This window comes from Kitasatospora sp. NRRL B-11411 (assembly GCF_000721345.1).
Taxonomy (GTDB): Bacteria; Actinomycetota; Actinomycetes; order Streptomycetales; family Streptomycetaceae; genus Kitasatospora; species Kitasatospora cineracea.
The window spans coordinates 22,291-44,065 of sequence record NZ_JOGH01000007.1 but is presented as its reverse complement, the minus strand read 5'-3'; the positions used below and the strand labels follow the sequence as shown (position 1 = coordinate 44,065).

Here is a 21,775-nt window from a genome sequence, read left to right as displayed (position 1 = left end):
GAGGGGGCCGGGAGCACCGCTTCGGCGGCGCTCCCGGCCCCCTCGCACGTCCCGGTTTGTCTTCGGATGGACTGGTCCGTATTCTTGACCATCGGCGTGTTGACGCCACGCTCCAGAGCACCTCACCTCCCGGGTGGACGCCGCTTCCGGCGCTCTCCGGGGGAGGCCCGCTTGTGTCCATACCCAGGCGGCTGGCATCCGGAGTTCCGACCGAGTTAGGAAAGCAGGTACCGCATGTACGCGATCGTTCGCGCCGGCGGCCGCCAGCACAAGGTCGCCGTCGGCGACGTGCTGGAGATCGACCGTATCGACGCCAAGCCGGGTGACTCGGTGGAGCTCTCGACCATCCTCGTCGTCGACGGTGAGTCCATCACCTCCGACCCGTGGGTGCTCGGCGGCGTGAAGGCCCACGCCGAGGTTGTCGACCAGACCAAGGGCGACAAGATCGTCATCCTGCGCTACAAGAACAAGACCGGCTACCGCCGTCGTCAGGGCCACCGCCAGAAGCACACCGCGGTGCGCATCACCAGCATCGACTCGGTCAGCAAGTAACCACTTCCTGCGGTCTTTCCTAGAAAGGGGATAGCCAGATGGCACACAAGAAGGGTGCGAGTTCCACTCGCAACGGTCGTGACTCGAACGCCCAGCGCCTCGGCGTGAAGCGCTTCGGCGGTCAGGTCGTCTCCGCCGGCGAGATCATCGTCCGCCAGCGCGGCACCCACTTCCACCCGGGTGCGAACGTCGGCCGTGGCGGCGACGACACCCTGTTCGCGCTGACCGCCGGTGCCGTGCAGTTCGGCAACCGTCGCGGCCGCAAGGTCGTCAACATCGTGGCCGTCGAGGCCTGAGTCCGTACAGACTCGCTGTGAAGGGTGGGCCGGGATGATCCGGGCCCACCCTTCCGCTTTACCGCAGGACAACCTCGTTTCTTCGCACTGGAGGCACCCCTCATGACCACCTTCGTGGACCGCGTCGAACTGCACGTCGCCGCGGGTAACGGAGGCCACGGCTGCGCCTCCGTGCACCGGGAGAAGTTCAAGCCGCTGGGAGGCCCCGACGGGGGCAACGGCGGCGAGGGCGGCTCGGTGATCCTGGTCGTCGACTCGCAGGTCACCACCCTGCTCGAGTACCACCACTCGCCCAAGCGCAAGGCCACCAACGGCAAGCCCGGCGCCGGCGGCCACCGCACCGGCGCGCTCGGCCCGGACATCGTGCTGCCCGTCCCGGACGGCACCGTGGTGCTCGACCGCCAGGGCAACGTGCTGGCCGACCTGGTCGGTCACGGCACCAGCTTCGTCGCCGCCCAGGGCGGCCGCGGCGGACTGGGCAACGCGGCGCTGGCCTCCGCCCGCCGCAAGGCCCCCGGCTTCGCGCTGCTCGGCGAGCCCGGCGAGGCCCGCGACATCGTGATGGAGCTGAAGTCCGTCGCCGACGTCGCGCTGGTCGGCTACCCGAGCGCCGGCAAGTCCTCGCTGATCTCGGTGCTCTCCGCCGCGAAGCCGAAGATCGCCGACTACCCGTTCACCACCCTCGTCCCCAACCTCGGCGTGGTCACCGCCGGCGAGACCGTTTACACGATCGCCGACGTGCCCGGCCTGATCCCCGGCGCCAGCCAGGGCCGCGGCCTCGGCCTGGAGTTCCTGCGGCACGTCGAGCGCTGCGAGGTGCTGGTGCACGTGCTGGACTGCGCCACCCTGGAGCCGGGCCGCGACCCGCTCACCGACCTGGAGACCATCGAGGACGAACTCGCCCAGTACGGCGGCCTGGAGGACCGGCCGCGACTGGTCGCGCTCAACAAGATCGACGTCCCGGACGGCCAGGACATCGCCGACCTGACCCGCGCCTCGCTGGAGGAGCGCGGCTACCGGGTCTTCGAGGTCTCCGCGCTCGCCCACAAGGGCCTGCGCGAACTCTCCTACGCGCTGGCCGAGATCGTCGCCACCGCGCGCGCCGCCAAGCCCGTCCAGGAGAACACCCGGATCGTCCTGCGGCCCACCGCCGTCGACGACGCCGGCTTCACCATCGAGGAGGAGGACGGCGCCTACCGGATCCGCGGCGGCAAGCCCGAACGCTGGGTCCGGCAGACCGACTTCGCCAACGACGAGGCGGTCGGCTACCTCGCCGACCGGCTGGCCCGGCTCGGCGTCGAGCAGGAGCTGTGGAAGATCGGCGCCAAGGAGGGCGACACCGTCATCATCGGCCCCGACGAGAACGCGGTCGTCTTCGACTGGGAGCCCACCATGGCGGCCGGCGCCGAGATGCTCGGCCGGCGCGGCGAGGACCACCGGATGGAGACCCAGCGCCCCGCCGTCGAGCGCCGCCGCGAGCGGCAGCGCGGCCGGGACGCGGCGGAGCAGGAGTACCTGGACTTCGAGGCGCTCTCCTCCGGCCGCGAGGAGCTCGACCAGTAGGTCCGGTTCCGGCTGCGGCTCCGGTGGGACGGTAACCGGCGCGTACCGGGGCGCGGGCGATTGCGGAAGTGCCGGGCGATCCGCCCGAGGTGGGGAGACCCCGCCTCGGGCGGATCTTGCTGTGGGCCCCCGCCCGCCGGGTCCCGCTTGCGCGGGCGCAAGTGTCCAGCTCGGATTTCGTGCCTGCAATTCCGCTCGCTAGATTGCGGACGTACACAGGCTGCGTCGGAAAGGTCGGACTGATGGTGGATCAGTTGCTCCGCGAGGAGGTCGTTTCGGCGCGGCGGGTCGTGGTGAAGGTCGGCTCCTCCTCGCTGACCACCGCCGCCGGCGGGCTGGACGCGGACCGGGTGGACGCCCTGGTGGACGCGCTGGCCAAGCTGCGCCGGCGGCCGGACGCGCCCGAGGTGGTGCTGGTCTCCTCCGGCGCGATCGCGGCCGGACTGGCCCCGCTCGGGCTGGAGAAGCGCCCCAAGGACCTGGCCCGGCAGCAGGCCGCGGCCAGCGTCGGCCAAGGGCTGCTGGTGGCCCGGTACACCGCCTCGTTCGCCCGCTACGGGGTGCGGGTCGGCCAGGTGCTGCTGACCGCCGAGGACGCCAGCCGCCGGGCGCACTACCGCAACGCGTACCGGACGCTGGAGCAGCTGCTGACGATGGGCGCGATGCCGGTCGTCAACGAGAACGACACGGTGGCCACCGCCGAGATCAAGTTCGGCGACAACGACCGGCTGGCCGCGCTGGTCGCCCACCTGGTGCGGGCCGACCTGCTGGTGCTGCTCTCCGACGTGGACGGCCTGTACGACGGCGACCCGGCCAAGCCCGGCACCAGCCGGATCGCCGTGGTGAACGGCCCGGAGGACCTGGCGGGCGTCGAGATCGGCAGCGCCGGCAAGGCGGGCGTCGGCACCGGCGGCATGGTCACCAAGGTCGAGGCGGCCCGGATCGCCACCGGCGCGGGCATCCCGGTGGTGCTGACCGCGGCCAGCCAGGCCGCCGACGCGCTGGCCGGCCGGCCCACCGGCACGCTGTTCCGGCGCACCGGCAGCCGCTCCGCCGACCGGCTGCTCTGGCTGGAGCACGCCTCCTCGCCGCGCGGCTCGCTGACCCTGGACGACGGGGCGGTGGCGGCCGTCGTGCACGGCGGGAAGTCGCTGCTGCCGGCCGGGGTGACCCGGGTGGAGGGCGAGTTCGCCGCGGGCGATCCGGTCGACCTTCTTGGCGAAAACGGTCACATCGTCGCCCGCGGACTGGTCAACTTTGATGCGAGGGAGTTGCCCCGTCTGCTCGGCCGGTCCACCCGAGAGCTGGCCCAGGAGCTCGGCGCCGCGTACGAACGCGAGGTCGTCCACCGCGACGACCTGGTCGTGCTGCGCGGCTGAGCGCGAGCGGCGGGGCCGGTACGGGGGGTGGGAGCAGCGGGCCGGGGGGCCCGCGCGACACGCTGAACAGGAGGCCGCCGGTGGTTCGCAGGCGGGAGGAAGCGCTGCCGGGACAGAGGCCCGAGCGGCGGCTCACCAGCATCGAGGGCGGCCGGGGCGTCGGGCAGGAGGCCGCGCAGGAGGACCCGGGACAGGGTGCCCCGCGCGAGCAGGCCCGGATGTGGCACGTGGTGCTGAGCGTGGCCGGGGCGGCGACACCGCTGCCGGAGCTGCGGACGGCACTGGAGAAACTGGCGCACGACCACTCGTTCTTCCTGACGGCCCGTTACGCCGCGGACCACGCCGAGGTCCGCTACTGGGAGGAGGCGCGGGACCTGCACGACGCGGCGGCGATCGCGCTGCGGCTGTGGGGCGAGCACAAGGCCAGCGCGAAGCTCCCGGCCTGGGAGATCGTCGGCCTGGAGGTGGTGGACCGCCCGACGTACCACAAGCGGGTCGCCGAGGGCTTCGGCGATCCGCCGCCGCAGCTCGGCGGGGTGCACCCGTACTGAGGGGCGCCCGTCGGTTCCGCGGGCGCGCCGGTTCTGCGAGTGCGCCGGTTCCGTGGGCGCGCCGGTTCCGTGAGTGCATCGGCGGGGACGTCTCAGCGGGCGAAATGCGCGGCGGGGCGGCGGTGTCGGCTCGCTAGGCTTGGCGGCATGAGCGATCTCACCGCCACCGCCGACAGCCCCGTCCTCGCCGCCGCGCGCCGTGCCCGGGAGGCGGCCGCCGCCCTGGCGCCAGTGCCGCGTTCGGTGAAGGACGCCGCGCTGCTGGCGATCGCGGACGCGCTGGTCGAGCGGACCGCCGAGATCACCGCCGCCAACGCGCAGGACGTCGAGCGGGCCCGCGCGGCCGGCACCGCCGAGTCGGTGATCGACCGGCTGACGCTGGACGCGGAGCGGATCGCCGCGATCGCCGCCGACGTCCGCAGCGTGGTCGGCCTGCCCGACCCGGTGGGCGAGGTGGTGCGCGGCTACACCCTGCCCAACGGCCTGGACGTGCGCCAGGTCCGCGTCCCGCTGGGCGTGGTCGGCATCATCTACGAGGCCCGGCCGAACGTCACGGTGGACGCCGCCGCGCTCTGCCTGAAGTCCGGCAACGCGGTGCTGCTGCGCGGTTCCGGCTCCGCGTACCGCTCCAACACCGCGCTGGTCGAGGTGCTGCGCGCGGCGGTGGCCGGCGCGGGCCTGCCGGCCGACGTGATCCAGCTGGTGCCGGGCGAGAGCCGCGAGTCGGTGCAGGAACTGATGCGCGCCCGCGGCCTGGTCGACGTGCTGATCCCGCGCGGCGGCGCCTCGCTGATCCGCACCGTGGTCGAGGGCTCGACCGTCCCGGTGATCGAGACCGGCACCGGCAACTGCCACGTGTACGTGGACGCGCAGGCCGACCTGGCGATGGCCGTCGGCGTGCTGCTGAACTCCAAGGCCCAGCGGGTCAGCGTCTGCAACTCCGCCGAGACGCTGCTGGTCCACCAGGACGTCGCGGACGCCTTCCTGCCGCTCGCGCTGGCCGCGCTGGCCGAGGCCGGCGTCACCGTGCACGGCGACGAGGCGGTGCTCAAGGCCGCCGAGGGCACCGGGGTCACGGCCGTCCCGGCGACCGAGGAGGACTGGGAGACCGAGTACCTCTCGCTCGACCTGGCAGCCGCCGTGGTGCCCTCGCTGGAGGCCGCGGTGGAGCACATCCGCCGCTACTCCTCGGGCCACACCGAGGCGATCGTCACCGGCTCGCAGCCCGCCGCCCGCCGCTTCACCCAGCTCGTCGACTCCACCACGGTGGCGGTCAACGCCTCCACCCGGTTCACCGACGGCGCCGAGTTCGGCTTCGGCGCGGAGATCGGCATCTCCACCCAGAAGCTGCACGCCCGCGGCCCGATGGGCCTGCCGGAGCTGACCAGCACCAAGTACATCGTCACCGGCGACGGGCACGTGCGCGGCGAGGCCCGGCAGACCGTCGGCGGCTGACCCGGCCGTCCCTCTGCCCGGGGCGCGCGGGCCGCAGCCTGCGCGCCCCGGTCGCGCGGGTTCCGGAGGAGCGCGCTCCGATCGCGTGCGCTCCGATCGCGTGCGCCCCGGCTCGCGCGGCCGAATGCGGTAGCCCGTCCGGACCCGATCGGCGAGACCCACAGACAAACGCCCCGGCCGGTAATACATTGAATCCGTGGCTGAGGATGTGGGGGGCTCGCCGTACTCCGACGGCGCCGACCACGGTGATGCGAACGACGAGTTCGCCACCGTGGTCTTCGACGAGAACTTCGTCCGCTCCGCCGCCGTGCACGAGCCGAGCGCCCTGGAGCGGCAACTCGCCGCCGCCGAGGCCCGGCTCGAACCGGAACAGGCCGGGGCGGCCCGGAGTCACGAGTTCACCGAGTCCACCGAGTTCGCCGGCGGGAACGAGGTGCTGCCGCTGGAGCTGCGCCCGCTGCCCGGCGGACTCGACGAGGACCGCTTCTACCCCGACCCGTGGTCCGGCTGCGACCGGCAGGAACGGCGCACCCGCCGCTCCCGGGTCCGCGCCTTCGACCCGCTGCGCGGCGGGGCGGTCGCCCAGCAGCGCTGGCACCGGCCGGTGGCCTGGGTGCTGGCCCTGGTGATGGGCGTCGGCCTGGTCGCGCTGTCGGTCGCCGCGGTGTACCGGGGCGTCGGCGGGGCCGCGCAGGAGTCGCCGGCCCGGCCGAGCAGCGGCAACAGCAGCCGGAGCGACGGCGGCGGGAGCCAGGGGAGCGGGGCCCCAGCCGGGGGCGCCGCGTCCGCGGTGCCCGGCCCGCCGTCTGCGGTGGCCGCCGTTCCGGTGGGCTGAGGCCCGGCGGCTCTGGCGGCTCCGGCGGTTCGTCTCCGGGGGGCGTCTCTGGGGCCCGTCTCCGGTGGCGGCGCGGCCGGGTGCCGGGGCTGCGGGCGGGTGTGACGCACCGTGGCACGCTCGTTACCCGCGCACCCTCGTCGCGGGCGGCCCGCGAGTCTACCCTGGTGGTATGGGTGACCCGCGCGAGCCTCCTGGGGGCACGCCCGAGGGTGGTTCCAACGATGACGAGTTCCGGTCCGTCGTCTTCGACGAATCGTTCGTCCGGGCTGCCCGGATCCAGGAACTCTCCGCGCAGGAGCGGCTGTCGGGCGCCTTCGGCCGGGCCACCCGGACCCGCGGCTGGCTCTCGCTGCCCCGACAGGCCGTCGTCCTGCTGCTGGTGGTCGCGCTGGCGTTCGCCGCCGCCGTCTACTTCGGGATCAGCTCCCCGCGCGGGTCGGTCGCCCCGCCCAGCGGCACCCAGCTGACCGTCAGCCTCACCCCGCTCGCCCCGGCCGGGACGGTCACCGCGGCCGCCGACCGCACCAACCCGTTCGCCGGGCTGCCCGCCGGGTACGCCGACGGCTCGGCCGGACTCGGGCTGCCCGCCGCCACCGCCACCGCCCACTTCACCGGCTCCCAGGTGCAGCGGGCCCTGGACACCGCCCAGCAGTACCTGGTGGCCTCCGCGCTGACCCCGAGCACCCTGACCGCCAACGGCACCGCGCAGGTCCGCGCCCTGATCACGGCCGGCGAACTCGTCCAGTACGACGACAGCACCAACTCGCCCCGGGACGACCAGCACCACGACGCCACCGGCTGGATGGTTCGCTTCGACCCCGGGCAGATCGCGCTGGCCACCGACACCGTCAAGGTCACCGGCAGCGTCCACATCGGCGAGCTCGACGGCAACACCTTGGAGGTCACCACCGACCACACCCTGGTGTACGCGCTGCGCCCGGCCGGCACCACCAGCGACCCGGCGGTCACCCTCTACGCGGTGCGCCGGGCGGTGCGCCTCGACATCGACCGGGCCGACCTGGACGCCGGCCGGCTGCGGGTGGTCGACACCGCCGTGCAGGCCGGACCCAGCTCCTGCTCGGCCGGGCAGAGCGACTACCTGCAGCCGATGCTGGCCACCACGGCGGGCGTCCGCCCGAGCACCCCGCCGGCCGTGAACCCGGCCGACCACGACCGGCCGGCCTGGCAGTCCTGCGGAGTGCTCGGGCCGATCACCGGCTGAGCCCGCGGGACCGGGGCGGGGCGGAGTGGGGCGGCCGGGTTCACGGCCGGGGCGTGGCCGGTCGTGGCCCGGCGGGGTGCTCGGGCGGGTCACTCAGGGGGCCCTCAGGGGGTCAGTCCTGGGAGCCGCCGTCCTTGGAAGCGCCGTTGCCGTTGCCGCGGCCGGCGCCCGTGAAGGTGTCGCGGAGCTTGCCGCCGACCGTGCCGACGCCGTTGCCCAGGTCGCGCAGCAGGCCCATCAGCGGGTCCTTGCTGTCCTTCACCGACTGCGAGTACGACTCGGCGGCGGCCTTCCACTGCGAGCTGACCGTGGCCTCCGGGTCGTCGCCGCGGCGCGGGTACGCCCCGGCCATGATCGAGCGGTACTCCTCGCTCTCCGCCCACTTCTTCAGCTTGGCCACCCGCACCACCGCGAACGGGTGCGACTGCGGCAGCACCTGGAGCAGCTTCAGCACGCTGTCGCGCAGGTCGCCCGCCTTGTCGTACTCCTCGGCCTGCTCCAGGAACGCGTCCACGTTCATCTCGGCCAGGGACGCGCCGCCGGCCAGCTTCATCAGCGAGCGCATCGACGCCTGCAGGTCCTGCCCGGCCAGCAGGCCGGCCCGGTCGCTGGACAGCTCCGCCTTGCGGAACCACTCCTTGAGCGCGGTGATCATCGCCATGACCGCCAGGTTGCCCAGCGGTATCCAGGCGATCCGGGCCGCCAAGTTGGTGAGGATCAGCAGCATCGTCCGGTAGACGGCGTGCCCGGACATCGCGTGACCGACCTCGTGGCCGATCACCGCCCGCAGCTCCTCCTCGTCCATCAGCTCGACCAGGCCGGTGGTGACCACGATCACCGGCGTCTCCATGCCGATGCAGTACGCGTTGACCTTCGGGTCCTGGGAGACGTACAGGTCCGGGACCTTCTCCAGGTCCAGGATGTACGCGGCGTCCCGCACCATGTCGTACAGCTCGGGGAACTGACGCTCCGACGCCTTCACCGCGGTGGCCAGGAACATCAGGCGCACGCTGCGCTCCGACACCAGGCCGGCCAGCTTCTTCAGGACGTCGTCGAAACCCGTGAGCTTGCGCAGCGCCACCAGTCCGGAGCGGTCCGCCGGGTGCTCCCAGGCCCGGGTGGAGATCTCCGGGAAGCGCTGGCGGCGACGGCTCGGCGCAGAACCCTTGGTCATGTCGGTCATTGAGTACCTCTCCTGGATCGACGCCGGCACCGGCACCTGTGGCCGGCCCCCGCTGCTTTCCACTTCAACGTCGGTGTGTCCGTACTCGTCCCCGCGGTCACGCTACGCCGTCCGCCCGCGGCCGGGGAGAGCGGGGACGCCCCTTCCGGCGCGCCCGCGGACACTCCGGGGGTGCCGGGCCGGGGCGGCGGTAAACGGGACTACCCTGGCTCTGCCGTACCGAACAAGGAGCCCGTGATGTCCCCTGCCGACCTGGTCCAGCTCGCCGGACCGATCTCCACCGAGAACGGCCCCGGTCTGTTCCTGCGGTTCATCCTGATCGCCTCCTTCGTCGGAGTCGGCCTGATGGTGTGGGCGCTGGCCCGGGCCAGCCGCGACGGCGCGAAGCGCGACGCGGCGCGCGAGGCCGCCCGCGAGGCCGAGCGGACCGGCGCGGCGGCCGGGCGGCCGGCCGACGACCTGGGCTGACGGGTCCGGTCTCCGTTCCGGCTCGCCGGGCCGGCCTGGTTTCGGCTCGTCGGTCCGGTCCGGTCCGGTTTTGGCGCGGTCCGGTTCGGGTCCAGGTTGCTGACGGCCCGTCAGTCGGCTGGTCAGGTCCCGGTCGGGCCCCGGTCGGTGGGGCTCCCGGGTGCGGGTTCCCGGCGCGGTGGACGTGCCTCCGGCCGGGCGGCGGTTCACGGGTGGTCAGACGCGGTGGGCCGCCGCGCGGTTGCGTGTCAGGCCCCCGTACGATGAGCGCGCGGGCCGTACGGTCCGTGACCGCCTGGTCCTCACACCGAGCCGAGAAGGTCCCGCCGATCATGAGCCCTGCTGCCCTGCCCGCCATCGTCCACCTCGCCGAGGAGGGCGGTAACCACGACAGCCTCAACCCCCTGCTGACGGGCGGCGCGGCGCTGTTCATCCTGCTGCTCCTGCTCTTCATCACCACGCGCTTCAACCGCGACCGCTGACCGGCCGCGCCGCCGCCCCGCCCGCCGCGCGTCCGCGGCCCCCGGGGTGGCGGAGCCCGGTGCGCCCGGGGTCCGTCCACGGGCGGAACCCCCGGGACATCCGGGTCGCGTAAGGTGTGGCGCCATGAGAGAGCAGGTCGAGACCTCCGGGACGAACGTGGCGCCGGGCACCTCCGCGCCGGGCACCCCGGCACCGAGCGGTGGTCCGCGCAGGCGACGGCTGGGTGTGATGGGTGGCACCTTCGACCCCATCCACCACGGGCACCTGGTCGCCGCGAGCGAGGTGGCGAGCGCCTTCCAACTGGACGAGGTGATCTTCGTCCCCACCGGGCAGCCCTGGCAGAAGTCCGACCGGCAGGTCTCGCCGGCCGAGGACCGCTACCTGATGACGGTGATCGCCACCGCCGAGAACCCCCAGTTCTCGGTCAGCCGGATCGACATCGACCGCAACGGCCCCACCTACACCGTCGACACCCTGCGCGAGCTGCGCGACCTGCACCCCGACGCCGAACTCTTCTTCATCACCGGCGCCGACGCCCTCGCCCAGATCATCTCCTGGCGCTCCTCCGAGGAACTCTTCGACCTCGCGCACTTCATCGGCTGCACCCGGCCGGGCCATACTCTCTCCGACACCGGCCTGCCGGTCGGCGGCGTCTCGCTGGTCGAGGTGCCCGCCCTCGCCATCTCCTCCACCGACTGCCGGATGCGCGTCGCCAAGGGCGAACCCATCTGGTACCTGGTGCCGGACGGCGTGGTCCGATACATCCACAAGCGGGCGCTGTACGCGTCGGCCCGGCCTTGATGCCCCCGGGAGGGACGACGTGACCGGAACGCCCGACGACCAGAACTGGTTCGGCCAACAGCCCCAGTCCCAGCCCCGGCAGCCCCACCCCCAGCAGCCGCAGTCGCAGCCGACCGCCCCGCCGCAGACCGGGTACTACGCGCAGCAGGGGTACGAGGGGTACGAGCAGCAGGGCTACGAGGGGTACGGGCAGCAGCAGCCGTCGTCGTCATCGCCGCAGTCGGCGTACGGGCAGGGCGGGCAGTACGACCAGCACGACCAGTACGGCGCCCAGTACCAGCAGCCCGGGGGGTACCCGCAGGATCCTTACGGCGGTGGCGGGCAGCAGGCCGCCGCGCCCGGGTACCCGGCGCAGGGCTACGGGCAGGGCGGGTACGACTCCTCCGGCTACGAGGCGTCCGGCTACCAGCCCTCCGGGCGCGAGTCCTCCGGGTACGGGCGGGGCGGGTACGAGCAGTCCGGGTACCAGCAGGGGCAGGGCTACGAGCAGGGACCGGCCTACGAGCCGGGGCAGGGTTATGAGCAGCCCGGGTACGAGTCGCAGGGGTTCGAACAGCGCGGCTACGAAGGGCAGTTCGGCGGCCGGTCGCAGGGCGGCGGGCAGCCGGGCGGGGACGCGTACGGGCAGCAGCCCTACGACCCCTACTACGAGCAGCAGCAGCACGTGCAGGGGCTCCACCCGCAGTCGGCCGCGACCCGGACGCAGGCTCCGGGGCAGATGCTCGGCCAGGTGCCTGGGCAGGGAACAGGGCAGGGGGCCGGGGCGGCGGCCGGGCTGGGGCAGACCGTCGGGCGGTCGGTGCCGCCGGCGAGCCCGGGGGCGGCGTCGGCCGCGGCCGGGGTGGTGCCGCCGCGGGCGCGTCCGGGGGCTCCGGCGTCCGCGCCGGGTGGGGCGAGCGGTGCGGGCGGGGCGGACGCGCCGGGAGCGGAGCCGTCCGAGCTGGTCGGCGGGCGGGCTGCGGCAGCGGCGGCGGCCCGGGCGAAGGGCAAGAACGGGGACTCGTACACCACGGGCGAGTTCAGCTTCGTCGACGAGCAGACGGAGGAGTCCGAGGACGCGATCGACTGGCTGAAGTTCGCCGAGTCGCGCAGCGAGGTGCGGGCCGAGCGCCGGCGGCGGCTGCGCAACCGGCTGGTCTCGCTGCTGGTGGTGGTGGCGGTGCTGGCGTCCGGCGGCGTGGGATACCTGTGGTGGACCGGGAAGCTCGGCGGCGGTGACGACGCGGCCACGGCGGTCGGCGGCCGGTACGTCAACGTGGTGCACCTGCACGATCCGCAGGGCAAGGTCACCACCGCGCTGCTGGTGGACGACGAGGGCGGCCGGAAGGCGACCGTGCTGCTGCTGCCGGACACCCTGCAGTTGCCCAGCAACGGCGACTCCGCCACCACGACGATCGGCAAGGCCCCGTCCGAGCTCGGCGCCTCCGCGACCCGCGACGGCCTCTCCTCGGTGCTCGGCGCCAAGGTGGCCGGCACCTGGCGGCTGGACACCCCCTACCTGCTGCTGCTGGTCTCCCAGCTCGGCGGCGTCAGGGTGGACACCAACGCCGAGGTACGCGAGGACAACAAGGCGGACGGCAAGGTGCTCGCCCCGGCGGGCAAGGGCGTCCTGCTGAACGGGCACGCCGCCGTCGCCTACGCGACCCTGCAGGCCCCCGGAGAGAAGCCGGACGCCCAACTCGCCCGGTTCGGGCAGGTGATGGCCGCGGTGATCAGCACCATGCCGACCACCATGCCGGAGGCCACCGACGACGTGCGCCGGATGAACATGGTCGCCGACCCGTCGCTCCCCGAGAACGCGCTGGCCGGCGTGCTGGTCAACCTGGCCAAGCAGGCGAAGGCCGGACACCTGTCGACCTCGGTGCTCACCACCAAGGCCGACGGCACCCTGGACGACACCACGGCGGGCAAGCAGGTCAAGGAGATCCTCGGCGGCACCATCGGCAGCGCCAAGGGCACCGGCGGCTCCACCCGGGTCACCATCGTGAACGCCTCCGGCAACGGGACCTCGGCCGCCGCCGCGCAGGTCGCGGTGATCAACTCGGGCATGGACCCGCTGCCCTCCAGCGCCAAGGCGCCGGACCAGGCGAGTTCCGAGATCCGCTACACCGACGACGCCAAGCAGCCCGCGGCCCTCACCCTGGCCACCAGCATGGGCCTGCCGGACAGCGCGGTGAAGAAGGTCACCGAGGCGCAGAACGCGGACCTGGTGCTGGTGATCGGCAAGGACTACCAGCCGCCGGTGCAGAAGACGCAGTAACCGGCGGTGGCCGGTCGGCCCCATGGCTGACCGGCCCGGCCGGGCCGGGCCCGCGGCCGGGCCTGCGTGGCGGCCGGTCGGCCCCCGTTCGGCGGTGGGGCGGCTCGGTCGGAGAGGTGCCGGGAAGGCGCTGCTGAGGCGCGGTCGGAGCCCCCGGGCGGAAAACGCTCGGGGGCTCCGTCGCGTTCGTGAGATCCTGGGAGGGTATCCCCACAGCCGATCCGGAAGAGCATCGTGACCGTCACCGACCGAAGCCAGGAACTGATCACCGTCGCCGCGCAGGCGGCGGCCGACAAACTGGCGCACGACATCATCGCCTTCGACGTCAGCGAGGTGCTGTCGATCACCGACGCCTTCCTGATCGCCTCCGCCGCCAACGACCGCCAGGTGCGGGCGATTGCCGAGGAGATCGAGGACCAGCTGCGCGAGAAGCTCGACGTCAAGCCGGTGCGCCGCGAGGGCGAGCGCGAGGGCCGCTGGATCCTGCTCGACTACCTGGACATCGTGGTGCACGTCCAGCACTCCGAGGAGCGCTCCTTTTACTCGCTCGACCGCCTGTGGAAGGACTGCCCCGAGCTGCCGCTCCCCGAGGACGCGCTGGCCACCCGCAACCGGCCGGAGAACGCCGTCACCGACGCCGCGGGCAACGCCGTCTCCGGGGGCGACCTCTGAGCCGGTCCGGGGCCTGGCCGCGCATCGTCTTCTGGCGGCACGGTCAGACCTCCTGGAACCTTGAATCGAGGTTCCAGGGCAGTACGGACATCGAGCTCACCGACCAGGGGATCTTCCAGGCCCAGCGGGCGGCCCGGCTGCTCGCCGGGCTCCGGCCCGACCTGCTGATCTCCTCCGACCTGCAGCGGGCCCGGCGCACCGCCGCCGAGCTCGCCGACCTCACCGGCCTCGAAGTGCACCACCACGAGGGCCTGCGGGAGACCTACGCGGGGGAGTGGCAGGGGCTCACCAACGCCGAGATCCGGGCCCGGTACCCGGAGCAGTACGAGGCGTGGGCGAACGGCGAGCAGGTGCGCCGCGGCGGCGGCGAGCTGGCCACCGAGGTGGCCGACCGGGCCGTCCCGGTGGTGCTGGACGCGGTGGGCAAACTGCCGGAGGGCGGCACCCTGGTGGTGGTCAGCCACGGCGGCACCATCCGCACCATGATCGGCCGGATGCTGGGCCTGGAGCCGCAGATGTGGGAGCGCTTCGGCGGCCTCTCCAACTGCTGCTGGTCGGTGCTCGGCGAGGACTCGCGCGGCTGGCGGCTGCTGGAGCACAACGCCGGCACGCTGCCGCAGCCGGTCATCGGCGACGAGACCTGAGGCTCGGCCGGCTCGGATTTCACAGTTCCGGCTCCGACCGGCTAGAGTCTTCCTCGTTCGCAGCGAGGAACGCAGACGGGAAACCGGGGGCGGGAGTCGCGGAACTGAGGGGCTATAGCTCAGTTGGTAGAGCGATTGCATGGCATGCAATAGGTCAGGAGTTCGATTCTCCTTAGCTCCACTCCGCACCGGTGGTCCGTGAGTGGTCGTCAGTGTCGCGGGGCTATAGCTCAGTTGGTAGAGCGATTGCATGGCATGCAATAGGTCAGGAGTTCGATTCTCCTTAGCTCCACAGCAGTTCCGCGAGGCCGCCGCCCGATCAGGGTGGCGGCCTTCGGTGTTTCCGGGGCGGGTGCGGAAGTGGTGGTCGAGGACGGGCGTCGGTCCGGGGTCCGCGGGTGTGCCGGGGTCCGGGTGGGCGCCGGGTGCGGGGCAGGTCGGGGCCGCTGCGGGGGCGTCGGAACGGATTAGGGCCGGGGGCGCCGACCGTGTACAGTTGGCGATGCCGCCGAGGGAAACCGCAGGTGACAGCAGCAAGAGCATGGGGCTATAGCTCAGTTGGTAGAGCGATTGCATGGCATGCAATAGGTCAGGAGTTCGATTCTCCTTAGCTCCACAGCAGTTCGAAGGCCGTCCCGCGAGGGGCGGCCTTCGGCCGTTCACGGGACTTCCCTGCCGGGCGGAGCGCGGGGCCGCTACGGTCGTGCCATGGCCGACCTGGTGCGAAAACGGAACGACGAGCTCGCCCGGATACTCCACCAGCTCGGTTGGAGCCCGGAGCGGCTGGCCCGCGAGGTGAACGCGGTGCTCCCGGCGGGCATGGCGATCAGCTCCACCGCCCCGTACAAGTGGCGGGACCGGGGCATGGTGCCGCGCTCGCCGCACGACCAGACCGTCTGCGAGGTGCTGGGCCGCAGCGTCGGCATCGCGGTCACCTACGAGCAGCTCTGGGGGCAGATGGGCTCTCATCGGGGTGCCAAGATGCTCTCTCCCCGGCTGCTGACCGACCCGTGGACGGCCGACACCGCGCAGACCGCGCTCCGCGAGGCGGGCGCCGACGGCGCCCCGGTCCGCCTGACCGACCTGTTCCGCGGCGACGAACTGGAGCAGGCGGCCCGGCACTGGGCTTCCCCGCCGCCGCAGGTCACCGGCGGGGAGGGCGCGCTGCGGATCGCCCCGGAGCAACTGGCCGACCTGCAGCTGTCCTACGAATCCAAGCAGCGGCTGGAGCGGACCTACGGCGGTGGCCTGATCCTCGACCTCGCCAAGGCTGAACTCGCCATGGTGGGAAAGCTGTTGGAGCTCGGCAGCTACGACGAGCCGCTCGGCCGCGAGCTGTACGGGGCCGCCAGCCGGCTGGCCCGGCTGGTGGGCTGGGCCAACTACGACATGGGCAACGACGCCGCCGCGCAGCGGGCCTTCGTCGCCGCGCTGCGGGCCGCGCACGTCTCCGGCGACCCGCGGCTCGGCGTCGGCGTGGTCGGCTGCCTCGCCGTCCAGGCGACGTACAACTCCGGGGGGCGGGGGCTGGACCCGGTGGCGATGCTCTCCACCGCGCTGCGGGCCGCCGACGAGGTGCTGACCCCGTGCGAGCGGGCCCTGCAGCTGGGGCGGATCGCCCGGGCGCACGGCCGCAAGGGGGAGCAGATCAGTGCGGAGGCGGTCGCCGAGCGGGCGTTCCGGGTGCTGGAGGACGTGCCGGAGCACGCCCAGGAACGGGCCGACCTGGAGGGGATGATCGGCGAGGGGTACCTGCTGCTCGGCGAGCACGAGCAGGCGCGCAGCCTGCTGCTGGCCGCGATCGACTCGCTCTCGATGGAACGGGCCCGGGTCAAGGCGCTGCTGATGGTGCGCCTCGCCGACTCCTACCGCCGCACCGGCGAGCGTGTGGAGGCGGAGCGCACCGCCGACCGGGCCCGGCTGCTCGCGGCGGGCATGCAGTCGGCGCGGGTGGCCCGGGCCCTGCGGGACTTCGACACCGCGATGCGCGCGGAGGCGTAGCGGCAGGCCGCGCGGGGCACCGGGCCGTGGCTGAGGGGAGCGGGGCCCACGAGGGCCGCCCGGCAGGCCGGACGCGGGCGGGGGATTGACGCAGCGGGGCGAAAGGGGGTTGAGGGGGTGCGGTACCCTGAGCCCATGCGAACCGTGCGCCTGCTTCTTAGCCGGCCGCGCTGACCAGGACCGGCTTGAAGGCCGGAGTCGGCGTGGCGTCCCCTCCTGCGGAGGGGTTTTCTGCTTTCTACGGCCTGTTCGCTGACTGATGACGATGGAGCCTGAAGGACCATGAGCGAGACGACCCCCGCTTCCGGCGCGGCCGAAGCCGCCACCGAGCCTTTCCGCTACGGCGCCGCGCTGGCCGCCGAGATCGAGTCCCGCTGGCAGGACCTGTGGGAGAAGGAGGGGACGTTCAACGCCCCCAACCCGACCGGCCCGCTGGCCGACGGCTCGCCCGTCGCCACGAAGCCCCACAGCTTCATCATGGACATGTTTCCCTACCCGTCGGGTTCGGGCCTGCACGTCGGCCACCCGCTGGGATACATCGCCACCGACGTGTACGCCCGCTTCCAGCGGATGAACGGGCACAACGTCCTGCACACCCTGGGCTACGACGCCTTCGGCCTGCCCGCAGAGCAGTACGCGGTGCAGCACGGCGTGCACCCGCGGGTGTCCACCGAGGACAACATCGCCAACATGCGCCGACAGCTGCGCCGGCTGGGCCTGGGCCACGACCCGCGCCGCTCGATCTCCACGATCGACCCCGAGTACTACCGCTGGACCCAGTGGATCTTCCTGCAGATCTTCAACTCCTGGTACGACGAGGCCGCCGGCAAGGCCCGTCCGATCGCCGAGCTGATCGCCGAGTTCGAGTCCGGCGCGCGCGAGGTGCCGGGCGGCCGCGACTGGACCGGGCTGTCCGGCATCGAGCGCGACGAGGTGCTGGGCGAGTACCGGCTGGCCTACTCCAAGGAGGTGCCGGTCAACTGGTGCCCCGGCCTGGGCACCGTGCTGGCCAACGAGGAGGTCACCGCGGACGGCCGCTCCGAGCGCGGCAACTTCCCGGTGTTCAAGTCGAACCTGCGCCAGTGGATGATGCGCATCACCGCCTACGCGGACCGCCTGATCGGTGACCTGGACCTGCTGGACTGGCCCGAGGCGATCAAGCTGCAGCAGCGCAACTGGATCGGCCGCTCCGAGGGCGCCCGGGTGGACTTCCCGGTCGGCGGCGACACCGTCACCGTCTTCACCACCCGCCCCGACACCCTGTTCGGCGCCACCTACATGGTGCTGGCCCCCGAGCACGCCCTGGTCGACACGATCGTCCCCGCCGAGTGGCCGGCCGGCACCCGCGACGAGTGGACCGGCGGCGCCGCCGACCCGGCCTCCGCCGTCGCCGCCTACCGGGCCGCGGCCGCCGCCAAGTCCGACGTGGAGCGCCAGGCCGACGCCAAGGTCAAGACCGGCGTGTTCACCGGCGCCTTCGCGGTCAACCCGGTCAGCGGTGAGCAGATCCCGGTGTTCATCGCCGACTACGTGCTGATGGGCTACGGCACCGGCGCGATCATGGCCGTCCCGGCGCACGACAGCCGCGACTTCGCCTTCGCGCAGGCGTTCAACCTGCCGATGCGCTGCGTGGTGCAGCCGACCGACGGGCGCGGCGAGGACCCGCACACCTGGGACGACGCCTTCGACACCTACGACTCGGTGCTGGTCAACTCCGAGCGCGACGGCCTGTCGCTGAACGGCCTGTCCGTGATCGACGCCAAGGCCCGCGTCACCGCCTGGCTGAACGAGCGGGGCATCGGCGAAGGCACCGTCAACTACCGCCTGCGCGACTGGCTGTTCAGCCGCCAGCGCTACTGGGGCGAACCCTTCCCGATCGTCTACGACGAGAGCGGCGCGATGCACGCGCTGCCCGAGTCGATGCTGCCGGTCGAGGTCCCCGAGGTGGACGACTACTCGCCGCACACCTACGACCCCGACGACGCCGCCTCCTCGCCGAAGACCCCGCTGTCCCGCAACGAGGACTGGGTCAACGTCGAGCTGGACCTGGGCGACGGCGTCAAGACCTACCGCCGCGAGACCAACACCATGCCCAACTGGGCGGGTTCGTGCTGGTACGAGCTGCGCTACGTCGACCCGGTCAACTCCTCCGCGGTGGTCGACCCGGCCAACGAGTCCTACTGGATGGGCCCGACCGCCGAGAAGCCGGCCGGCGGCGTCGACCTGTACGTCGGCGGTGCCGAGCACGCCGTGCTGCACCTGCTGTACGCCCGCTTCTGGCACAAGGTGCTGCACGACCTGGGCTACGTCTCCTCGGTCGAGCCGTTCCACAAGCTGTTCAACCAGGGCATGATCACCGCCGACGTCTACCGCGACGACCGGGGCTTCCCGGTGCCCGCGGCGGAGGTCGAGGAGCGCGACGGCCAGTACTACTGGGACGGCGAGCCGGTCCGCCGCGAGGCGGGCAAGATGGGCAAGTCGCTGAAGAACGCGGTCGCCCCCGACGAGATCGCCGACGAGTACGGCGCGGACACGCTGCGCCTGTACGAGATGGCGATGGGCCCGCTGGACGTCTCCCGCCCCTGGGACACCCGCGCCGTGGTCGGCTCCTACCGCTTCCTGCAGCGGCTGTGGCGCAACGTCGTCTCGGAGGTCACCGGCGAGCTGGTGGTCACCGAGGACGAGCCGGACGAGGCGACGCTGCGCGCGCTGCACAAGGCGATCGACGGGATCCGCGGCGACATGGCCGGCATGCGGTTCAACACCGCGGTGGCCAAGGCCATCGAGCTGAACAACTTCCTGGTGAAGCGCGGCTCCACGCCGCGTTCGGTGGCCGAGCAGATCGTCCTGCTGGTCGCCCCGCTGGCGCCGCACATCGCCGAGGAGCTGTGGCGCCGCCTGGGCCACGAGGAGTCGCTGGCCTTCGCGGACTACCCGGTCGCGGACCCGGCGTACGTGGTCGACGAGACGGTGACCTGCGTCGTGCAGATCAAGGGCAAGGTCAAGGCCCGCCTGGAGGTCTCGCCGTCGATCTCGGACGCCGAGCTGGAGGCGCTGGCCCTGGCCGACCCGGCCGTGGTCGCGGCCGTCGGCGGTGCGGAGGTGCGCAAGGTCATCGCCCGCGCGCCGAAGCTGGTGAACATCGTCACTGCCTGACGGGAACCGGGCTGACGTGCTGTCAGCCGGTCCGGGCCGGTCGCCCCCGTGACGGGGTGGCCGGCCCGTCGCCGTCCGTGCGTACGGGCGGGCGGGCAGTCGGAGGAATGCGAACAAGGCGGCTCCGTTCTTCGTGGGTGGGCACGGTGGGCGGGCGCGGACCGGGGACCGGCGGGCGCGCACCGTCCGGGGAGTCAGGGAGATCGCTTGGGGGACATCCCTGAGCTGTCCCTGATCTCGGGCCGGAGAAGCGTCCACGGCCTGCTGCCGGACGCCGCTCCGGGCTACGGTGGAAGTCCGGCGGACAAGCGGACCGCACCGGGCGGTCCAGGGTCGGTCACGGGCGGAAGGTGGGCTCCCGATGGAAGCGCTCGGTGTGGTGGTGGCGCTGGTCGCGCTGTTCGGGGTGACGCTGCTGGTGATGGCCGTGGTCGGAACGGTGAAGGCGGCGAAGGCGGTGGCGGCCAAGGTCGACCGGCACAGCACCAACGCCCAGCGGGCGGTGGAGAATGCGGCCCTGAAGGCGAAGAGCCTCACCAGGCCGGGCGAGCAGGGTCGGATCGCCGCGCTCCGGCTGTCCCTGCGCACCGGGCTGGACTCCACCCGCCAGGTCCTGGAATCCGGCCTCCCGCAGGACGGTCAGCTCGGCGACGCGCTCCAGCTCCTCGCCCGCCTCGACTCGCACGCCGCGGAGCTCGACGCCGAACTCCGCATGCTGGAGCGGGAGCCGATGAGCAGCCGGGTCACCGCCAAACTCCCCGAACTGCGTGAGCGCACCGAACGGATCACCCACTCCGCGGACTCCCTGCGCTGGGCCGCCCAGGACCGGATGCGCCGCTTCGCCGACGACGAACTCGCCCGCCTCGGCAAGGAGTGCCAGGACGAGGCCGGCGCCCTCCGCCACTGGACCCCTGCCGACCCCAGCGCTGCCGACGGCCCCGAATCCGCTTCGGCCGCCGCCCACGCAACGGGCTCCCCGGGCACGGCCTCCGCTTCTGCGGAGGAGCCCGCCGACCGCCGCAAGGGACTGGGCACCGGCCGCCCGACCAGCGCCGAGGAACTGCTCGGACTGGCCGCCGAGCCGCTCTCCCGCCTCGCCGACCGCCTCCGCAAGCCGAACCCGGCAGGACCCAACCGCCCCTGACCCCACGTCACGAGTCGGTCGCTGTCCGTGCTCGGAGAAGTTACCCTCCGCCTCCGGGGGAAAACCACCGAATATCGAGTGCTGTCCTCACGGCCTTGCGGCGGGTAACCTCCGGCACATGCCCGGCCACCTCGCACTTGTCACGGATTCCACCGCATATCTGCCCCAGCAGGCGGTGGACCGGTACCGAATCCAGGTGGTACCGCTCAGCGTCGCGGTGGGTGACGAGGTCTTCGCCGAAGGCGTCGAGATCTCCCCGAAGGACGTTGCCGAAGCCCTGCGCTCCAAGCAGCGGGTGACGACGTCCCGCCCCAGCCCCGAGACCTTCGCGGCCGCCTACCGGGCGGCCGCCGAGGCCGGTGCGCGCGGCGTCGTCTCGATCCACTTGTCGGCCGAACTCTCCGGCACGGTGGAGGCCGCCCAGCTGGCGGCTGCCGCAGCACCGATCCCGGTCCGGGTGGTCGACAGCCGGCTCGTCGGGATGGCCCTGGGCGGCTGCGTGCTGGCCGCTGCCGAGTCGGTCGCGGCCCTGGAAGCGGCCCGCGCAGGTTCGGTGTCCGGGGACGGGGACGGGGACGGCGGCGGTCGCGATGGGGCTGTGGCTGCGGATGCCGATGCTGCTGTGGCGGACCTCGACCTGGTGGTCGCCTCCACCAAGGCCCGGGCTGCCGGTACCGCCGGTTTCTTCTACGTCGACACCTTGGAACACCTGCGGCGCGGGGGCCGGATCGGCACTGCCCAGGCGTTGGTCGGCTCCGCGCTGGCGGTCAAACCGCTGCTGCACCTCTCCGGCGGGCGGATCGAGCCGTTGGAGAAGGTCCGTACGGCCTCCCGGGCGATCGCCCGGCTGGAGGAGATCGCCGTCGAGCGGGCGGCGCAACAGCCGGTGGACATCACCGTTCACCACCTGGCCGCCGCGCACCGGGCCGAGCCACTGGCAGAACGGCTGCGGGAGCGGGTGCCCGGGCTGAGGGAGCTCTACGTCAGCGAGGTCGGTGCTGTCATCGGCGCGCACGTCGGCCCCGGCCTGCTGGCCGTCGTGGTGTCCCCGGTCATCGCGTCGGCGCACTGAATCCGGCCTGAATCACTCGTTCGAGTGACAAGAGT

19 protein-coding genes and 3 tRNA genes are annotated in these 21,775 nt (G+C 72.8%); 21 read left to right on the top strand and 1 reads right to left on the bottom strand.

Annotation, left to right across the window (positions count from 1 at the left end):
* Positions 1–234: 234 nt before the first annotated feature.
* The 8 genes from rplU to IH44_RS0105340 all read left to right on the top strand — a co-directional run bounded on the left by rplU (position 235) and on the right by IH44_RS0105340 (position 7,856).
* Positions 235–552, top strand: a complete 318-nt coding sequence (gene rplU, locus IH44_RS0105375; protein ID WP_014135733.1) for a 50S ribosomal protein L21 — start codon at positions 235–237, stop codon at positions 550–552.
* A gap of 38 nt (positions 553–590) precedes the next feature.
* Complete coding sequence (rpmA, locus tag IH44_RS0105370) at positions 591–848, top strand: 50S ribosomal protein L27 (protein WP_014135732.1); 258 nt, start codon at positions 591–593, stop codon at positions 846–848.
* Between the two features lie 102 nt (positions 849–950).
* Positions 951–2,411, top strand: a complete 1,461-nt coding sequence (gene obgE, locus IH44_RS0105365; protein WP_030458232.1) for a GTPase ObgE — start codon at positions 951–953, stop codon at positions 2,409–2,411.
* Between the two features lie 242 nt (positions 2,412–2,653).
* A complete protein-coding gene (proB, locus tag IH44_RS0105360) occupies positions 2,654–3,790 on the top strand; it encodes a glutamate 5-kinase (protein WP_030458231.1) in 1,137 nt (378 codons plus the stop codon).
* An 80-nt stretch (positions 3,791–3,870) separates the two neighbouring features.
* Complete coding sequence (locus tag IH44_RS0105355; protein WP_051816572.1) at positions 3,871–4,341, top strand: hypothetical protein; 471 nt, start codon at positions 3,871–3,873, stop codon at positions 4,339–4,341.
* A 147-nt stretch (positions 4,342–4,488) separates the two neighbouring features.
* Positions 4,489–5,796 carry a glutamate-5-semialdehyde dehydrogenase gene (locus tag IH44_RS0105350; RefSeq protein ID WP_030458229.1) on the top strand — a complete coding sequence of 436 codons (1,308 nt, stop codon included), beginning with the start codon at positions 4,489–4,491 and terminating at the stop codon, positions 5,794–5,796.
* 196 nt (positions 5,797–5,992) lie between these two features.
* Positions 5,993–6,631: a hypothetical protein gene (locus IH44_RS0105345; RefSeq protein WP_035953998.1), complete on the top strand. Its 639-nt coding sequence runs from the start codon at positions 5,993–5,995 to the stop codon at positions 6,629–6,631.
* A gap of 172 nt (positions 6,632–6,803) precedes the next feature.
* Positions 6,804–7,856, top strand: coding sequence for a hypothetical protein (locus IH44_RS0105340; protein WP_063759549.1), 1,053 nt, complete (start codon positions 6,804–6,806; stop codon positions 7,854–7,856).
* A 112-nt stretch (positions 7,857–7,968) separates the two neighbouring features.
* On the opposite strand, the gene IH44_RS0105335 is transcribed toward IH44_RS0105340, so the two are convergent.
* Positions 7,969–9,039, bottom strand: coding sequence for a M48 family metallopeptidase (locus tag IH44_RS0105335; RefSeq protein ID WP_035953995.1), 1,071 nt, complete (start codon positions 9,037–9,039; stop codon positions 7,969–7,971).
* 237 nt (positions 9,040–9,276) lie between these two features.
* Here IH44_RS0105335 and IH44_RS0105330 point away from each other — a divergent pair, with 237 nt between their 5' ends.
* From IH44_RS0105330 to IH44_RS0105270, 13 genes are all read left to right on the top strand, one after another.
* Complete coding sequence (locus tag IH44_RS0105330) at positions 9,277–9,507, top strand: hypothetical protein (RefSeq protein ID WP_030458225.1); 231 nt, start codon at positions 9,277–9,279, stop codon at positions 9,505–9,507.
* Positions 9,508–9,839: 332 nt separating this feature from the next.
* Complete coding sequence (locus IH44_RS47130; protein ID WP_162870004.1) at positions 9,840–9,989, top strand: hypothetical protein; 150 nt, start codon at positions 9,840–9,842, stop codon at positions 9,987–9,989.
* A gap of 124 nt (positions 9,990–10,113) precedes the next feature.
* Complete coding sequence (gene nadD / locus IH44_RS0105320; protein ID WP_030458224.1) at positions 10,114–10,791, top strand: nicotinate-nucleotide adenylyltransferase; 678 nt, start codon at positions 10,114–10,116, stop codon at positions 10,789–10,791.
* Positions 10,792–10,810: 19 nt separating this feature from the next.
* Positions 10,811–13,051 carry a LytR C-terminal domain-containing protein gene (locus IH44_RS42380; protein ID WP_051816570.1) on the top strand — a complete coding sequence of 747 codons (2,241 nt, stop codon included), beginning with the start codon at positions 10,811–10,813 and terminating at the stop codon, positions 13,049–13,051.
* Between the two features lie 234 nt (positions 13,052–13,285).
* Positions 13,286–13,723 carry a ribosome silencing factor gene (rsfS, locus tag IH44_RS0105310; protein WP_030458222.1) on the top strand — a complete coding sequence of 146 codons (438 nt, stop codon included), beginning with the start codon at positions 13,286–13,288 and terminating at the stop codon, positions 13,721–13,723.
* Complete coding sequence (locus IH44_RS0105305; protein WP_030458221.1) at positions 13,720–14,367, top strand: histidine phosphatase family protein; 648 nt, start codon at positions 13,720–13,722, stop codon at positions 14,365–14,367. Before rsfS ends, IH44_RS0105305 begins: the two co-directional genes overlap by 4 nt.
* A gap of 108 nt (positions 14,368–14,475) precedes the next feature.
* Positions 14,476–14,548: transfer RNA gene (locus IH44_RS0105300), tRNA-Ala, on the top strand.
* 38 nt (positions 14,549–14,586) lie between these two features.
* Positions 14,587–14,659 (top strand) — tRNA-Ala (locus IH44_RS0105295).
* 251 nt (positions 14,660–14,910) lie between these two features.
* Positions 14,911–14,983, top strand: a tRNA-Ala gene (locus tag IH44_RS0105290).
* Between the two features lie 92 nt (positions 14,984–15,075).
* Positions 15,076–16,368 carry a hypothetical protein gene (locus tag IH44_RS0105285; RefSeq protein ID WP_030458220.1) on the top strand — a complete coding sequence of 431 codons (1,293 nt, stop codon included), beginning with the start codon at positions 15,076–15,078 and terminating at the stop codon, positions 16,366–16,368.
* 282 nt (positions 16,369–16,650) lie between these two features.
* Positions 16,651–19,524, top strand: a complete 2,874-nt coding sequence (gene leuS / locus IH44_RS0105280) for a leucine--tRNA ligase (protein WP_030458219.1) — start codon at positions 16,651–16,653, stop codon at positions 19,522–19,524.
* 361 nt (positions 19,525–19,885) lie between these two features.
* A complete protein-coding gene (locus IH44_RS0105275) occupies positions 19,886–20,668 on the top strand; it encodes a hypothetical protein (RefSeq protein WP_030458218.1) in 783 nt (260 codons plus the stop codon).
* A 118-nt stretch (positions 20,669–20,786) separates the two neighbouring features.
* Complete coding sequence (locus IH44_RS0105270) at positions 20,787–21,740, top strand: DegV family protein (protein WP_030458217.1); 954 nt, start codon at positions 20,787–20,789, stop codon at positions 21,738–21,740.
* Positions 21,741–21,775 lie beyond the last annotated feature (35 nt).

Coding starts and splice junctions, on each gene's coding strand:
- rplU (WP_014135733.1), top strand. CDS start 235: ATGTACGCGATCGTTCGCGCCGGCGGCCGCCAGCACAAGGTCGCCGTC.
- rpmA (WP_014135732.1), top strand. CDS start 591: ATGGCACACAAGAAGGGTGCGAGTTCCACTCGCAACGGTCGTGACTCG.
- obgE (WP_030458232.1), top strand. CDS start 951: ATGACCACCTTCGTGGACCGCGTCGAACTGCACGTCGCCGCGGGTAAC.
- proB (WP_030458231.1), top strand. CDS start 2,654: ATGGTGGATCAGTTGCTCCGCGAGGAGGTCGTTTCGGCGCGGCGGGTC.
- IH44_RS0105350 (WP_030458229.1), top strand. CDS start 4,489: ATGAGCGATCTCACCGCCACCGCCGACAGCCCCGTCCTCGCCGCCGCG.
- IH44_RS0105340 (WP_063759549.1), top strand. CDS start 6,804: ATGGGTGACCCGCGCGAGCCTCCTGGGGGCACGCCCGAGGGTGGTTCC.
- IH44_RS0105335 (WP_035953995.1), bottom strand. CDS start 9,039: ATGACCGACATGACCAAGGGTTCTGCGCCGAGCCGTCGCCGCCAGCGC.
- IH44_RS0105330 (WP_030458225.1), top strand. CDS start 9,277: ATGTCCCCTGCCGACCTGGTCCAGCTCGCCGGACCGATCTCCACCGAG.
- IH44_RS47130 (WP_162870004.1), top strand. CDS start 9,840: ATGAGCCCTGCTGCCCTGCCCGCCATCGTCCACCTCGCCGAGGAGGGC.
- nadD (WP_030458224.1), top strand. CDS start 10,114: ATGAGAGAGCAGGTCGAGACCTCCGGGACGAACGTGGCGCCGGGCACC.
- IH44_RS0105285 (WP_030458220.1), top strand. CDS start 15,076: ATGGCCGACCTGGTGCGAAAACGGAACGACGAGCTCGCCCGGATACTC.
- leuS (WP_030458219.1), top strand. CDS start 16,651: ATGAGCGAGACGACCCCCGCTTCCGGCGCGGCCGAAGCCGCCACCGAG.
- IH44_RS0105275 (WP_030458218.1), top strand. CDS start 19,886: ATGGAAGCGCTCGGTGTGGTGGTGGCGCTGGTCGCGCTGTTCGGGGTG.
- IH44_RS0105270 (WP_030458217.1), top strand. CDS start 20,787: ATGCCCGGCCACCTCGCACTTGTCACGGATTCCACCGCATATCTGCCC.